Source organism: Oryzibacter oryziterrae (genome assembly GCF_021864535.1).
Lineage (GTDB): Bacteria > Pseudomonadota > Alphaproteobacteria > Rhizobiales > Pleomorphomonadaceae > Pleomorphomonas > Pleomorphomonas oryziterrae.
Map to the genome: position 1 here is coordinate 79,597 of NZ_JAKJIC010000003.1, position 14,339 is coordinate 93,935.

Sequence of the window (14,339 nt, forward strand, 5' to 3'; positions counted from 1 at the left end):
TTATGCACCTCCGTTCTGTGCGACGGTGCCGAGCGGCACCCAGTTCGCGGGCTGGTGATAGACGTCGCCGCCGGGGACCGGCGGTTCGTTCTCGCGGCGGCGCACGTCGTTCGGCGAGAGCGCGCCGATTTCGCGGCCGATGCGGTAGGCCTCGAAGCGGGCCTGGACGTCGCCGCGCAGCAGGGCCGAGAGGTCGTGTTCGATGTAGAGGCTGCGGCGGGCCTGCTCGGACAGCAGGCAACGCATCATCGCCTGTTCGATGCGCGCAGCCAGCGGGCCGAGTGCGTTGCGCACGAGGGCCGTGCTCTCGCCTTCCACGTTGCTGTAAGTGGCGTTGTCGGTGATGCCCACGGTGGTCGGCGGGCAACCGTAGACGCGGGCGACATCCAGCGCCGACAGCTTGCGGGTTTCCAGAAACTCGGCATCGGCGGGCGTGAAGGTGATGGCGTCGAACTTGGCGCCACCGTCGAGGATCATCAGCCGGCCTGCGTTGCCGCTGCCGCCGTGGCTGGCCTGCACCGCCGTCCGCATCGCCTCGCGGGCGTCCTTGCCGAGCTTGTCGGGGAAGGACAAGAGGCCGGACGGGCGCAGGGCGTTCTCCATCAGGCTGTCCGCCGTACGCTTCTGGTCGAGGGCAAGGCCGAAGGCACCGCGCGCGATCTGGATCGGCGACAGACCAATGATGCCGTCGCGGCTGGGGCCGCGGACGTGCAAGACTTCATCGTCCAGCAACACAGCCGAACCGCCGTTCGGAAAGCTCACACGGTAGCGCAGCCGGCCAGAGGCGAGCCGCTCGACCCCGACATTGCCCCAAGGTTCCGGCCAGAGCGCGACCACCTGACCGCGCGCATTGCGCTCGATCCGGGCGAAGGCGTTGCCGAAGGTGTCCAACTGACGGATCAGGAACTCCCGAAGCTCAAAGGCCGACATGCGCCCATTGGCAATGTCGTGCAGCACCGCATAGAGCGGGCTGTCGTCGGCACGCATCCGACCACCGTTCTCGGTGCGGCGGTAGAGGTGCAGGCCCACAGACGCCATCGTCTCCGAGCGGAGCGAGATGCAACGGGCCGCGACGGCGAGGTTACTTTCAACCTCGGTGGGCGAAACGCCATAGCCCGTCGTGCCCTTCAGGCCGAAATATTCAGCGAGATAGGGATCGGACGCCGCCACGTCGCGCCGCTCGCGCCCAAGGAAGCGGGAAAGAAAGCTCATCGGCCGGCCTCCATGAGATCGATGTAGCGCCGGGTCAGCGACAGGCGCGGAGCATTCGCAACCCGCGACCGGGCGGCAATGGTGGTGTCGGGATAGGCGGGGAAGGCGGAGACGATCGAAACTTCGAACAAGTCGACCGCGCGCAGTTCGCGGTGGTCGCCCTGCCAGTGCTCGCCGCCGTCGCGAACCGCAAAGCCGAAGGACATGCCGCCGAGGTCGCCCCGCTCGGCCAGCGCCAGCACGTCGCGGCCCGCCGTGGTGTCGGGAAGGTCGAGCGAGAAGGCGAGGCCGCGCGTATCTTCGGAGAGGCGCAGCGTGCCCGAACGGGTGCGGGCGAGCACCCGGGCCGGGTCATGGTCGACCAGGGCGAGGATATCGCCGTTGGTCTTCAGAGATGCGGAAAAGGCACCGGGAGCGATCACCTCAGTGAAGCGCGCCCCGATGCGGGTCTCGGTGCCGAAGGTGGCCGCATAGCCTTCGATCTTGCGCCCCTTGGCGCGGATTTCGAGGAGAGCGGCGCGGCGCTCGTGCTGGGTCATAGCGTCACCTCTCGGTAGGGGGCGATCAGGCGGGAAATGGTGGCAGTCAGCAGGCGGTCGGAGGCTTCCCGGTCGAACTCCTGGCTGCCGATATCCTGGGTCACGGTCTTCTTGATCTGCGGTTCTCCTCGAAGGGCATGGAGCTGGGCAGCGCCCAGCAGGATTGCCGACCTGACCGGGGACGGGACTACCCCGGTCAGGTCGACGCCGATCGCCGCAACCCACGTCTCAACAGCCTGAATAAGCGCATCAAGCTCGCTGTCACTGGCGTTGGCGGAGCCGCCAATATGGGCGCGGAGATCGGAGACGGTGATCGTGGTCATGCGATGATGTCCTTGACCACGACGAAGCTTTCGGGATGGCGGCACTGCACGTCGGCGTCGAGGAAGGCGTGCAGCAGAACGCCGCCCTTGCTCGCCACGTCCGAGTGGTAGGGGTTGGCGACGATGTCGACGCCGGACCAGTAGGCGATGATCAGATCGGACCACGTGCCGTAGATCATTGAGGAGAGGTTGGTGCCGGTGCCCTTGGTCAGGTTGGACGGCATCTGGTTGCTGAAGACGATCCGCTCGCCACCGGTCAGCACATCCCAGCCGAGGGGCCGGCTCATGCCGTCGAGAATCTTCAGGCCCGCCTTCTTGACCTTGGTGTTGGTCAGGAAGCCACGGGCACCGTCGCTGTCGTCGGCGGCATCGATCAGGCCGATGATGTCGGGAAAGCTGGTGTAGGTGAGCGCGGCACCGTTGGTGCCCATGGCATAGGTCTGGACGCCGGCAATGTTGAACAGGCCGACCGGCGACGGTGCGGCGGCACCGGCAATCGCGGCGCTGTCGATCGCCTGGGCGATCAGCCAGCCAAGGTCGGCCTTCAGGATATCCTCGATCGCGGTTGCGTTCAGCAGCATGCGACGGGACAGCTCGTATTCCGCCGCAACGGTCTTCGGCGTCAGGCCCACCTTGTCGAAGGTGACATCGGAGCGGGTCGCGGCACCATGCTCGGCCACCCAGCCGGCGCTGCCCGAGCCCTTCTGGCGCGGGATGTCGAGATTGCCGACAAGGCCGGACAGAACCTTTGCGCCCATCGCCTGGACGGCGAGCTTGGGGCGGAAGCGGTCGATCAGGTCGCCCGACAGCTGGGTCGCCACGAGGTTCGAGCCGGGGCCACCGGCGGGCGTCGTGGTGGTCAGGGCGCGGGTTTCGCCGAGGAGGATATCGGTCGGCACCATGACGCCGCGCACCTCGCGCCCCCGCGACAGCTCGGTGTGCACTTCGCCCTCAAGGCCGTCGAGCCGACCGTCGAGCTGACCACGCACGGCACGCGAAACGCTGTAATTGCGCAGTTCGCGGGTCATCTCACGGCCCCCGACCGGCTCGGCCCGATCCATGCGCGCCAGTTCGTCGGCACGCTCGACACGGGCGATGCTGCGGTCGAGGGCGCGGATTTCGTCATCCAGCGTATTGAAGCGGGCAACTTCCTGTTCGCCAGCGTTGCCGGCGAGGTCCTTGGCAGCGAGCGCGGAAAGCTCGGCGACTTTGCCGGCCCGGGTTTCGCGCAGTTCGTGAAGCTTCATCGTGTTCATCCTTGTTTGCTGGTCATCGGTTCAGTGGGAGGCGAAGGCCTCAGGTGGCCGAAAAGCGCTCCTTGATGGCGGCCAGCACGGGGCCGGGGGCGATGATGCGGATGATCCGATGCGGGATGGTCTTGGCGTGGATGTCGGGGGTATCGGTCCACTCGTCGTCGCCCTCGGCGTCCTCGCCGCTCACTGCCAAAGCCGCAGCGAACTTCGCCGCCGAGATGCCCGCGTCGACGATGATCGGGGCGAGTTCCTGGCCCAGACCGGTCACGACAAAGCCGACCATGTGCAGGTGGCCGGTGGTCTCGTAGTGCTGCAGCAGCTTGGCCGAATAATCGGATGCGTCGGTTGCCGAGAAGCCGGCACCGGTCAGCAGGCCCATCAGCGCCAGTCGTTTGGACAGCTTCAGCGTCATCTCGCGCGGAACGCCGATCTTGGCTTCCGGGATCTGCTCATCTGCCAGCAGGCCGCGAGCGACCCAGTTGTTGAAGTCGTTCCTCTTGATGCCGCAAAGCTCAAAAATCTCAGGTGCGGTGACAGGCATGTTGCCCTCCTTCATGGTGTTTCAACGAAGCATCATAGATGTCTCGTTGAAACACGTCAACTGAAAGGGTGAAGGCGAGCGTGGTCACCATGTCGTGCGAGCGCGGCGATTGACCGAGCGGCGGGCAAGGCGCGGGTCGAATAGTCGCCGCAAGGCAAGGGCTTCCGGGCCGCTGCCCATGCTGACGAGACCGCAAGAGGTTTCCGGAGCGGCAAGGTCTTCCTCGTTGCTGCCGAAGAAGCCAGCGAGCGGGATGACGCCTCCACCGGCTTCCGGCCATCCGAGGTCGGCGTCGGTCTCCGTGTCGCCCTCGTCGTCGCACTGAGCGCCTTCGTCCTCGCACTGAGCGCCTTCGTCCTCGCATTCAAGTTCAAGGTCCGGATCGGCGTCGAGTTGGTCGAGAACGGCAATCAGCGCCTCGATGGCATCGGCGAGCATGCTGCGGAAGTCTCCGGAAACCTCGACAAACTCGCGGGCATAGCTCCGCCGTTCACGCAAATGCATGTTCATGGCGCACTCCATGTGATATGTGAATTCGAAACAGTGTTGCGATTCTTAGGGCAACAAAATCGCAACGTCAATGCGAATTCGCATGGAGAATGCGTTGATATCCGAGCAATGTAAAATGGCGCGCGCTGGTCTTGGAATGAGTGTGCGAGAACTCGCGGAGCTCGCGAAAGTCTCAACCAACACCGTTTCGCGTTTCGAAGCTGGTGAAGAGCTTAAGCCGCGTACCATAAAGGCGCTAAAAGACGCCCTTGAAGCATCTGGCGTAGAATTTTTTGCTGATGGCGGCGTAAGAATAAAGAAATAGAGATTTGTCATGAAAGAGAATCTGAAGTCTGATGGTTCATGGGGCTTTATACTTTTGCTTGCGTTGATTATTCTCCTCTTTTTTTATCCGGTAATAGTGGATTCCAACGCTTCACATCGCGCCGACTCTCTTCAATGGATTGCAGCTATAGGCGGACTCATTGGTCCAATTTCAGCTATATTTGTTTCGGTTTATGTATTTTATGATCAAAAGAAAAGGGAGAAGAGCATAAGCGATGAATATATACGAAAATCAGTTCACGAAGAGGCAAAGGCATTATATGATATTGGCCATTATTTAGTGGAGCTGAAGGATATCTATAGCAAAAATCGCGGAAATCTGCGGGCCGAAATTGATGGCATGATGGCTTCTCGGGCTAATGATGTAATCGATAGGTTTGATAAGCTTGAAATATGGAATAATGATAGTAAAATGTTAAGAAACAGAATAGATATTATCGTTAAAATTAAAAGAATAAACTATCACATAGCGCGAAGGCAGGCCATGCCGAGGGATATACTTTGGAATGATACTCAAAGTATTGATAGAATTATTTGCGATGAGCTTGATAATGTGCTGACTCTGGCTATAAGATACAAGGAACTTCTTGAGGTAAACGCTATCTCCGTCGACATGGAACCGTTCATAAGGGCTTTTGTAAATGACACCAAAACAACGACGTCATCGGCGCGTCCAACTTCAGCATCCTCTCATCCGCAGGCGTGATCGATAGTTTTTGTAAAATTCTTTGTCTAGAATCTGAATTGAAATCCGGTGCATTTTATCTCGGATCTTAAGGAGCTTATTAGACTTCCTTCGAACTGAATGCCACTTCCGGTGATATACACGAATGCATTTAGGCGGCAGTGTTTGCAGTAAACATTTCTATCTCCAATTGTTCCGCGCCATCGATTTAAGTCGTGACTTAATGATCTTGCTTTTGCTTCAATTTGCTTTCTATATTGCAAAGTTGGGTCGAGAATACGCGCTTGCATCATCGCTCTCCTGAGTGGCTAGTAAATCTTATACCACTTCCATCATCGGCACCCACTCCTCCTCACCTCCAAACTTCGCCGCCGTGATCAGCGCCATGGCGAGCGCCACCATGCCGTCAATGCGCCCTCGGCTGCGCATCTTGTCGAGCTTGCGATTGCCGGCCGGGTCGGGCGTGGCGACGGCGTTTGAGCAGTTCCACGTCAGCACGGGGTGCCCGCCATGGCGCAAGCGCCGTTCGGCAACGAGGCGTTCCATGAGGTCGACGGCGGGGGCCATGTCCTTGAAGCCTTGCCCGACCGGATGCATGGGGATGTCCGCCCCGGTCTCGGCAAGTGCCCGCTGAAATTCGTCGATACGCCAGCGGTCAAAGCCCACCATGCGCAAATCAAAGATTTCGCCCATGCGTGCCACGTGGGCCGCGACGAAGGCCGGGTTAATCACGCCGCCGGGCGTGGTCAGCATGTGCCCGCCGGCCACCCACGCGGTATAGGGCACCCGGTCCTCCTCCTCGCGGTCGCGCAGGCCGTCGCTGGGAAGCCAGAAGAACGGCACCACATCGAAAGCGCCGTCGTCGTCAGGGAACACCAGCACAAGGGCGGTCAGATCGCGCACGGCTGACAGGTCGAGACCGGCGAAGCACTTGCGGCCCTTGAGGCGGTCAAGGTCGACGGGCGTGTTGCAGGCCATCCATTCGCCGACGCCGAGGAAGGACCGCACCGACGCCACGCGCTGATTGAGGATCAGGTTCCGGAAGGACGATTCCTTGGCCGGCATACGCCGCGCCTGATCCGCCTGGCGCTTGACCTCGGCGAGGCTGAGGAAGTCGCCGAGGGCCGGATTGGCAAGCGCCCACGTCTCCTCGGCCCAAGGGTCGGCGTCGAGCGGGGCGGAATATTCCGCAAGGAAGAACGTCGGATCGTCGATGACACCTTCGTTGACGCGCCGGCCATAGTCGACCAGGAGGGACATGGGCGCGATATCCGTTGCCGCCTGGGTGCTGATCACCATCAGGAGCGGATTATCGCGGGCACCCATGGCGGTGTCGAGAGTGTCGTAAAGCTCTCGGTTCGCCGCCTGTCCGAGTTCGTCATAGATGACGCAGGAGGGCGAAAGGCCGTGCTTGCCCGCCACGTCCGCCGACAGCGCCCGGAAGACGGAACCGGTGGTCATGTCCTCCAGTTCCTTGCCGAAGCGCTTGACGTTGATGCGTTGGGCAAGGATCGGATGAACTTCGATCATGGCGACCATTTCCGAGAAGGTCTTGCCGGCCTGTTCCTTATCGTTTGCGGCCGAGTACACTTCGCCGCGCCGCTCGGCTTCCGGGCCGGCGAGGTGGCAGAGGGCGAGGCCTGCAGCGAGGCCAGTCTTGCCGTTCTTGCGACCGAAGGTCAGCACGGCGGTTCTGACAGGGCGCTTGCCTTCGTCATCCTCGCGGTAGATCGCCTCGAGGATGTCGCGTTGCCAGTTGCGGACGCGGAACGGCTGCCCTGCGAGCTTGCCAGCGGTGATTTCGAGGCTTTCGAGGAAGGCGACGACGCGTTCGGCACGGGAGAGGCCTGGAGCTTCCCACGCCGGTGCAGCCGGCTTGACGACGACAGGCCCGAACAGGTCGCGCCGTTCCTCACCGATGACGCCAACCTGACGCCTGATCGCCTTCGCTCCTGGTCCTCGCAGTCCCATAATCCACCTCGCCTTTCGCCTAAATCACTGTTTCAACTAACTATATCCGTTGGTACCCCAGCGGTCCCGATCCCCTCCGTTCTAGGGATTTGAGGGGGTATACCCCTCGGCGACGAACGGGTGGTCCGGATCGATCGGCAGACCATCGAGGCCGACGCCCTTGAACCGAATACCGCTGCCGCCCTTGCGATCGACGGCGTTGGTCTTGACCGAGTGACAACCCGGGCACATGGACATCAGGCCTTCGAGCGGCGGGAACGGGTCGCCCCCAGCATTGATCGCCTTCACGTGGTCGACGTGCTGGGCAGGCGTCACCCGGCCAAGGCGTTCGCACGGTTCGCACAACGGCACCGCTGCCAGCTTGGCTTGACGAAGCCGCTGCCATGCGGCGGTGGAGTAGGGCCAATCAGCCATCAGTTCACTCCCAGCTTTGCGGTCGGCGGCATCTCGCTTGGGAAGTGCCAGCCGCGGCGACCTCGTTCCCCGGCGAAGGTTGTCGCCGGTGGTTTGCTCTGCCCGTTCGCCTGCCGATACCGAACCCAAGCCCGCCAAGCCTCGCTGCCTTCTTCGACGAAGACACGAGACAGCGCCGCACTTGGCCGCTCGTGCTTCCGGCTGCCCAGGGAGGGCAAGGCGGACCAGCCTTCTCTTCGAAGCCATTGCGCCAGCGCTTCCGGCGGCAAGGCGCGTCCGGTGAAGCGCATTAGGCGACGTTCTCTCGCTGCTTCGATGATCTTGTCCGGATCGACGGTGAGTGCTGTCACGGCACGATGGAAGGCGGTGCGAGCCCGTCCCCGATCGCCGATGTCATCGGACCAGATTTCGCAAAGCAGTTCGAATGCGTCGTTGACCTTCGATGGCTGGGCAATGGGGGGATTATAGGGGGGTATATTTTCTATAATTTTAGGGTGACAAAGCTCTGTCACGGTTGGATGCGCCGTTTGACACTGTTGCCCATCCACAACAGTGACAAAGCTCTGGCAGGGTTCACCGGGGGGCAACAGTGACATAGCCTTGTCACTGTTCGGGGGCGCTGGCTTAGCCGCATAGTCCTCTATAGCGGTGCTACCAAGGGCGAGCAGGTCCGTGAGCTGCCCGGATTGGTCCGGCTCGATCTGCTGATCGCTCGGCATGAGGAGTGTGAATGTGTTGGACCGGCGGCCCTTGGTTCTGGCAACGCCAAGCCAGCCACTAGCCTCCAAGGCCTGGACGGCACGCATGGCGGTTCGGGCACTCATCGCGCACTTGGCACCGAGCGTCTCATAGCTGGGAAAGCACTGGCCATTGCCGACGTGCATAGCGAAGCCGAGAGCGGTGGCTACCAGTCGAACCGTCGGCGGGAGATCGGGGCAGGCGAGAACGGCATTGAACCAAGCTTGGCGGGCTCTGAAATCGATCATGCCGCACCGCCGATCTGGGCCGCAACGGTCCGCAGGCGGTCGGCAACGGCTTCCTTGCGCAGGATTGCACGTTCGGGATCTTCGCCCATGCGACAGCCGAGCTGCTCGATGGCCTTGGCGATCGACAGCAATTCAGCCTTCAAGTCCGCTTTACAAAATCCCTGAATGTTCTTTTTATGTTCACTATATGTTGCTGCATATTGTGTAAAACGCATGCCGATGGCAGCGTTGCCAAATTTCCCGGGTGTATGGTTGCCTCCACTTCATTTTTATCTCCATGCAGTGTTTTGAAGCTTATTGAGCCTGTTGCCTTCTGCACGGGGCAGCGTCGGGCTTGCGTCTTCAGGTTGGTTGATGTGTAATTTGGCACAACTTGATATCCCCCTGTCGAAGTAAGCTGGCAAGACGAACCGCCGCCTGGAGGCAATGCGCCGTGGTCCTGCTGCCGATTGGCGCATCGAAGATGTGGAGGCGCTTTGTCGGGAGTTCGGCATTTTGTGCGAACCGCCACGCGGTGGTGGATCGCACTACAGGATCGGCCATCCACGCATTGCGGAAAAGCTGACTGTTCCTTTCAAGCGGCCCATCAAAGTGGTATATATTCGCAAGTTGGTCGCCTTTGTTGACACCGTGAGGGCCTTGGGATGATTTCCTATCCAATCGTGATCGAGCCTTTGGCGCCGGAAGATGGCGGCGGCTTTGTCGCGCTGGTTCCCGATCTGCCCGGTTGCATGTCCGATGGGGAGACCCCTGAGGAAGCGGTCGTCAACGTGCAGGACGCTATCGCGCAATGGATCGAAGTGGCGCGCGATCTCGGCCATGCCGTCCCTGCACCGTCTCGGCATCTGGCGCTTGCCGGTTGAGGGCGTCCACGCCGTCGCCACACATCGCCTATGGCATCCCGTCGCCTGCCGGTCTAAATTGACGAAAACCGGAAGGAATCGGCGCGGGCCGTCCTTCCCTTTCATTTCAGGGATTTCAGGCAGGCTTCCATGGCTAAGGATATGATCCGTTACGACGTACTTGCGCAGGAGGCCTTTCGCGGCCTCGTCAAGAAGGTGCTGACGGAGGTATCGCATGCCGGCCTGCCGGGGGATCACCACTTCTTCGTCGCCTTCGATACGCGCACGCCCGGCGTCCGGCTGTCCAGCCGGCTGAAGGCCGATTACCCCGAAGAGATGACCATTGTCATCCAGCACCAGTATCGCGACTTGCTGGTCACCGAGACGTCCTTCGAGATCGGCCTGTCCTTCAAGGGCATTCCGGAGAAGCTGGTGGTGCCCTTTGCCGCCATTCGCGGGTTCTTCGATCCGTCCGTCGAGTTCGCCGTGCAGTTCCCGCTGGTCGACGAGAGCGGCCTCGGCGCCGACGTGGCCGAGGACGGCTCGCCCGCCAAGGCGATCGGATCGGCGCCCGTCAGCCGGCCGCAGCCCGGTCCGCGCGCCGTCGAGACCAAGCCGCAGGCGGAAGCCGCGCCTGCCGCCGACAAGCCGGCCGCGGCCGCCGAGGACAAGGCTCCCGCCGCCGTCGTCTCGCTCGACGCCTTCCGCAAGAAGACCTGACGGCGGGCGCTCGCGCTAAGTTTATGAGGACCCTATTAACTATCCGCGTTGATGTCGCTATTGTTTGGCGGTCAGACGACGGAGGACGGCCATGGGCGACGTTGTCAATCTGAGACTCCACAGGAAAGCGGCGGACCGCAAGAAGCGCGAAGCACAGGCGGACGCGAATCGTGCCAAGTTCGGGCGCACGAAGGCGGAGAAGGAGCAGACGGCTGCGGTCGAAAAGCTCGAGACCCGGCGGCTCGACGGGCACAAGCGCGAGGACACCCAGGAGTGAGCGTCAAACGGTCGATTTCGCTGGCGGGGCATCGAACAAGCATCGCACTGGAGCCGGAGTTCTGGGATGCCGTCGAGCGGCTGGCCTCCGTGCGCGGCAAGTCGCTGGCCGGCTTCATCACCGAGATCGACCAGTCGCGCGGCGCCCGCAATCTTGCCAGCTCCGTCCGTGTCGCCGTGCTGAAGGCTATCACCTCGGGCGAGGGGGGCGCCTGAGGGGCGGACTGGACCTGTTGTCCTCTCCGCCTGCCGCCGCTCATCATGGTCCGCGAAGGCGGGGCCTCCACACAGTCGCTGAAGAAAGCGCCTGCGGCAAATCGGGGCTGCCCTGTCTGTGCCGTTGATCCGTCAATCATATCAATATTTTAAGCGGTCTTCCGGGCTTTCTTGCCTGTGACTGCATGGAGGGTCTGCCTCCGCGGACCATGGCGCCCGGGAGCAGCCGTTGCGCCCGTTCTCTCCCTGTGGGAGAAGGGGGCTCCTTCCGAGCGGCCGCGTTCTGCACCGCCCCCTTGTCCCTCTCCGGTGCCTCTTGAGCGAACTTCCCCTCTATCTCCTCGGCCTGCTGTTCCTCGCCGCCTTCGTGGCCGGCTTCATCGATTCCATTGCTGGCGGTGGCGGCCTCATCACCGTGCCGGCCATGCTGATCGCCGGCATTCCTCCGCTGGCCACGCTCGGCACCAATAAGCTCGGCTCGCTGTTCGGTTCGGGATCGGCGACGCTGGCCTATGCCCGGCGTGGCTTTGTCGATGTGCGCAAGCAGTTGCCGATGGCGCTGATGTCGGGGCTCGGCTCGGCCGTTGGCGCCGCCGTCACCACCTGGATTCCAGCCGACGTGCTGCGCGCGGTGATGCCGGTGCTGCTGATCGCCATCGCGCTCTATTTCGGCTTCAAGCGAGGCCTCGGCGAAGAGAGTCGGCGCGCCCGCCTCAAACCCTTCCTGTTCGGCCTCATGTTCGTGCCGGTGATCGGCTTCTACGACGGCGTGTTCGGGCCGGGCACCGGTTCGTTCTTCATGCTGGGCTTCGTGACGCTGGCAGGCTTCACGCTGATCTCGGCGACGGCCCACACCAAGCTCCTCAACTTCGCCTCCAACATCGGCGCCTTCCTGGTGTTCGTCGTCACCGGCGCGGTGATCTGGAAAGTCGGCCTGATCATGGGCGCCGGCCAGTTCCTCGGCGCCCAGACCGGCTCACGCCTCGCCATGCGCAATGGTGCCAAGATCATCCGCCCGCTCCTGGTGGTGACCTGCCTGGGCCTGGCCGTGAAGCTGCTGGCGGATCCGGGCAATCCGGTGCGGCTGTGGCTCGGGTGGTGAGGGGGATGGGCGCCTGGATTCACCGAAGAGTTTGTGTTGTCAGTAAGATCAAAGGGTTATCCACGACTTCCAGCGGAATCGGTCAACTATATGATTTTTTGGCTGCAGTCCCATCTATGCCCCCCAAAAAAACGCTTTCTTTTTTTAAAAATCTGTATATTTAAATTCATGTATAACTTCTGGGTGTATCATTCTTTAATTTTGTAGGAGCTGATCATGCGATTTTTGGAGTTTTTCAAAGATAATGACGGCACATACTCCGCCATGCGGCTTGCGCTGCTTCTTTGGGTGGCCGGAGTGCTGTTGGCTTGGATCTACATGAGTATTCAGAGCAAGGTCCTCTGCGATATTCCACAGAATGTGATGACGATCATCGGTATGTTGACAACCGGAAAGGTTGTTCAGAAATTTGGTGAGACAAAGCTTCCTGTCGGAGATGTGCCTCAGCCTCCGGCGCCCCATTGAACATGCGCTTGAAGCGCCAAGAAGCCGAACGTGAACCGCAAGATCACGCGCATCCGTTGATCCTGCTCGTACTTCCAAGTGAATGCCTATTGGCCGGCTTTTGACACTGGCACGAAATACAATAGATCCGGTGGTGTCACTAGGCGCAAGACGATCAGGGACTATTGCCATAGGGGCCTGTTATTCGCCGTCGGTCAATTGAATGGATCATGCTGAAATAGATCTTTTTGTGATCAATATCTTCGCTTTTCGAATATTGCTCGAAAATATCAGATATTTGTACTATAGAGCTTCTGAACATCTCTTACCCGAATCTGTGAGGAGAATTTCATGCCGCGCCCGGAAGATCTTCCCGAATCCAACCATTATGCCACTGTTGATCCGAATATTTTATCTCGCGAATATACTTGGCTTTGGTCCCAGCTGTCGGTGCCGACAAGCAAAGGTACTGAGGCGTCTCGGGCGGCAACAGTGGCTGTTGCGAACAAAGCGCGATATCAAACCGTGTCATCTGCTACCGGCGCTCCATGGTACTTTATTGCAGCAATTCATTATCGTGAGGCATCGCAGTCATGGAAAGGTTGCCTGCACAATGGTGACCGCTGGGATATGGTGACGGTTCACGTACCTTCCGGCCTAGGGCCCTGGCAGTCTTGGGAGGATGCGGCGATAGACGCCATTCAGAGAGAAGGATATGCAAACCTTTTGGACTGGAGTTGCGGAGCTCTGTTTCGTCGTCTAGAGTTTTATAATGGAAAGGGTTATCGTGTTGGTGGTGTCAAGAATTTTGTTTGCCGAAAACAAGGAAATCGCATAGGAACATTTGATGGTATCTACAAGGGCTCAATGCAAGATACTACACCGAGAAATGCAAGCCCTTACATATACAATGGAACGCCATTTTATAGAAAAGGAATATCAATTGAAGACCATTCATTTTACCCGGACGCCATCGATGACAACGTAGGCGTTATGTTGTTTCTCAAGGTTTTGGAGGGCGTTGCAGGCGAAAGTTTTTTCCAGGCCGCTACGGGTGATGTGGTTGAGTTCATTGGGGCTCCAGAGGAGGATATCGCGTCTACGCTGTCATCCCTTGCGGATAGTGTCGGCGTACCGCGTAGTGTAATCGAAGACATGTATAGTCTTCAGCAGGTTGTGCATCCGGGTAAGTTCCCCCGCTTTTGGGCGGCGTGCAACTTCAAGGAGCGTTCGGACCAAAAGCGGTTTCATGTCTTTGACAGAATCGCAAAAACCGTCGTCTCCATGTTATGTGCACATGGTCAGGGATCGGAACCTGATCACGATGGCCTTGCGAAGATCTTTTCCAATATCCCCAATTCAAACCAATCGTCTTTGGGGATATTCAGGTGTTCCGAGACTTATATGGGTAAACATGGTTTGAGCCTTAGAATTGATGGACTTGAGCCATCGAATTCGAATGCGCGAGAACGTTCAGTTGTTATCCATAGCGCTGGCTATGTCTCTGAAGAGCTGGCTCTCAAATACAAGCGTGTTGGCTGCAGCAACGGCTGTTTCGCCTTTTCAGAGAGTGATGCGACAAATGTCATTCAACAGCTGGAAGGTGGTTCGCTCCTCGCAGCTTATTTTTGAAGGGCCGTGAGCATCGACCAATCATATTGAAATGTCATCATCGAGTTGCGGCTGCTCACGCTATTGATCCTTGAGCTAATCCCGATCGACCTGACAAGTAACTCAGGTCGAATTGCCCCGAGGGTTCAGGCCAGGCGATTGATATTCAAGGGTCATGTTGGATTTATCCAGCTGGTACAAAAGCTGGTTGGCCAACTTGTCGCAATCATTTGGCAACCGACTGGCGCGGTAGCACCGCGCGCCGTGTCGGGGACGAAATAGCCGACCCGCCTGCCAAGCTGTGGCGCTAACACCTGGCCCGAAAATGCACTCAGCCGTTTGCCTGGGCTGTCTGCACTTGGTTCCCGCC

19 protein-coding genes are annotated in these 14,339 nt (G+C 59.9%); 9 read left to right on the top strand and 10 right to left on the bottom strand.

The features are described from left to right. The 6 genes from L2I41_RS04855 to L2I41_RS04880 form a co-directional block, all read right to left on the bottom strand. Positions 1–1,212 carry a phage portal protein gene (locus L2I41_RS04855; RefSeq protein ID WP_237152387.1) on the bottom strand — a complete coding sequence of 404 codons (1,212 nt, stop codon included), beginning with the start codon at positions 1,210–1,212 and terminating at the stop codon, positions 1–3. Further along, positions 1,209–1,751, bottom strand: a complete 543-nt coding sequence (locus L2I41_RS04860; protein WP_237152388.1) for an HK97 family phage prohead protease — start codon at positions 1,749–1,751, stop codon at positions 1,209–1,211. Before L2I41_RS04860 ends, L2I41_RS04855 begins: the two co-directional genes overlap by 4 nt. Continuing rightward, entirely contained in the window at positions 1,748–2,074 is a 327-nt protein-coding gene (locus L2I41_RS04865; RefSeq protein ID WP_237152389.1) for a head-tail connector protein, read from the bottom strand. Before L2I41_RS04865 ends, L2I41_RS04860 begins: the two co-directional genes overlap by 4 nt. Next, on the bottom strand, positions 2,071–3,321 hold the full coding sequence (locus L2I41_RS04870) for a phage major capsid protein (protein WP_237152390.1): 1,251 nt from the start codon (positions 3,319–3,321) through the stop codon (positions 2,071–2,073). Before L2I41_RS04870 ends, L2I41_RS04865 begins: the two co-directional genes overlap by 4 nt. A gap of 49 nt (positions 3,322–3,370) precedes the next feature. Further along, the gene (locus L2I41_RS04875) at positions 3,371–3,868 is read right to left on the bottom strand and encodes a hypothetical protein (protein ID WP_237152391.1); all 498 of its coding nucleotides are present in this window, start codon (positions 3,866–3,868) and stop codon (positions 3,371–3,373) included. An 84-nt stretch (positions 3,869–3,952) separates the two neighbouring features. Beyond that, positions 3,953–4,378, bottom strand: coding sequence for a hypothetical protein (locus L2I41_RS04880; protein ID WP_237152392.1), 426 nt, complete (start codon positions 4,376–4,378; stop codon positions 3,953–3,955). A 115-nt stretch (positions 4,379–4,493) separates the two neighbouring features. Between L2I41_RS04880 and L2I41_RS04885 the strand changes: the two genes are divergently transcribed. Then, a complete protein-coding gene (locus L2I41_RS04885; protein WP_313791130.1) occupies positions 4,494–4,682 on the top strand; it encodes a helix-turn-helix domain-containing protein in 189 nt (62 codons plus the stop codon). Between the two features lie 9 nt (positions 4,683–4,691). After that, positions 4,692–5,408: a hypothetical protein gene (locus L2I41_RS04890; protein WP_237152393.1), complete on the top strand. Its 717-nt coding sequence runs from the start codon at positions 4,692–4,694 to the stop codon at positions 5,406–5,408. 297 nt (positions 5,409–5,705) lie between these two features. Here L2I41_RS04890 and L2I41_RS04895 read toward each other — a convergent pair whose 3' ends face one another. From L2I41_RS04895 to L2I41_RS04910, 4 genes are all read right to left on the bottom strand, one after another. Further along, positions 5,706–7,358, bottom strand: a complete 1,653-nt coding sequence (locus L2I41_RS04895; RefSeq protein ID WP_237152394.1) for a terminase large subunit — start codon at positions 7,356–7,358, stop codon at positions 5,706–5,708. A gap of 81 nt (positions 7,359–7,439) precedes the next feature. Next, positions 7,440–7,772: an HNH endonuclease gene (locus tag L2I41_RS04900; RefSeq protein ID WP_237152395.1), complete on the bottom strand. Its 333-nt coding sequence runs from the start codon at positions 7,770–7,772 to the stop codon at positions 7,440–7,442. Beyond that, entirely contained in the window at positions 7,772–8,758 is a 987-nt protein-coding gene (locus tag L2I41_RS04905; protein ID WP_237152396.1) for a helix-turn-helix domain-containing protein, read from the bottom strand. Before L2I41_RS04905 ends, L2I41_RS04900 begins: the two co-directional genes overlap by 1 nt. Beyond that, positions 8,755–8,901: a hypothetical protein gene (locus tag L2I41_RS04910; RefSeq protein WP_237152397.1), complete on the bottom strand. Its 147-nt coding sequence runs from the start codon at positions 8,899–8,901 to the stop codon at positions 8,755–8,757. The genes L2I41_RS04905 and L2I41_RS04910 overlap by 4 nt, the downstream gene beginning before the upstream one ends. Before the next feature lie 501 nt (positions 8,902–9,402). Between L2I41_RS04910 and L2I41_RS04915 the strand changes: the two genes are divergently transcribed. From L2I41_RS04915 to L2I41_RS04945, 7 genes are all read left to right on the top strand, one after another. Further along, a complete protein-coding gene (locus L2I41_RS04915; RefSeq protein ID WP_237152398.1) occupies positions 9,403–9,621 on the top strand; it encodes a type II toxin-antitoxin system HicB family antitoxin in 219 nt (72 codons plus the stop codon). A 129-nt stretch (positions 9,622–9,750) separates the two neighbouring features. Then, positions 9,751–10,320, top strand: a complete 570-nt coding sequence (locus L2I41_RS04920) for an SspB family protein (protein ID WP_237152399.1) — start codon at positions 9,751–9,753, stop codon at positions 10,318–10,320. A 91-nt stretch (positions 10,321–10,411) separates the two neighbouring features. After that, positions 10,412–10,597: a DUF4169 family protein gene (locus tag L2I41_RS04925; protein WP_237152400.1), complete on the top strand. Its 186-nt coding sequence runs from the start codon at positions 10,412–10,414 to the stop codon at positions 10,595–10,597. After that, positions 10,594–10,812, top strand: a complete 219-nt coding sequence (locus L2I41_RS04930; protein WP_237152401.1) for a ribbon-helix-helix domain-containing protein — start codon at positions 10,594–10,596, stop codon at positions 10,810–10,812. The genes L2I41_RS04925 and L2I41_RS04930 overlap by 4 nt, the downstream gene beginning before the upstream one ends. A 316-nt stretch (positions 10,813–11,128) precedes the next feature. Further along, positions 11,129–11,914: a TSUP family transporter gene (locus tag L2I41_RS04935; protein ID WP_237152402.1), complete on the top strand. Its 786-nt coding sequence runs from the start codon at positions 11,129–11,131 to the stop codon at positions 11,912–11,914. 216 nt (positions 11,915–12,130) lie between these two features. Further along, on the top strand, positions 12,131–12,379 hold the full coding sequence (locus L2I41_RS04940; protein ID WP_237152403.1) for a hypothetical protein: 249 nt from the start codon (positions 12,131–12,133) through the stop codon (positions 12,377–12,379). A 330-nt stretch (positions 12,380–12,709) separates the two neighbouring features. Then, entirely contained in the window at positions 12,710–13,990 is a 1,281-nt protein-coding gene (locus tag L2I41_RS04945) for a murein L,D-transpeptidase catalytic domain-containing protein (protein ID WP_237152404.1), read from the top strand. The last annotated feature ends 349 nt before the right edge of the window (positions 13,991–14,339 follow it).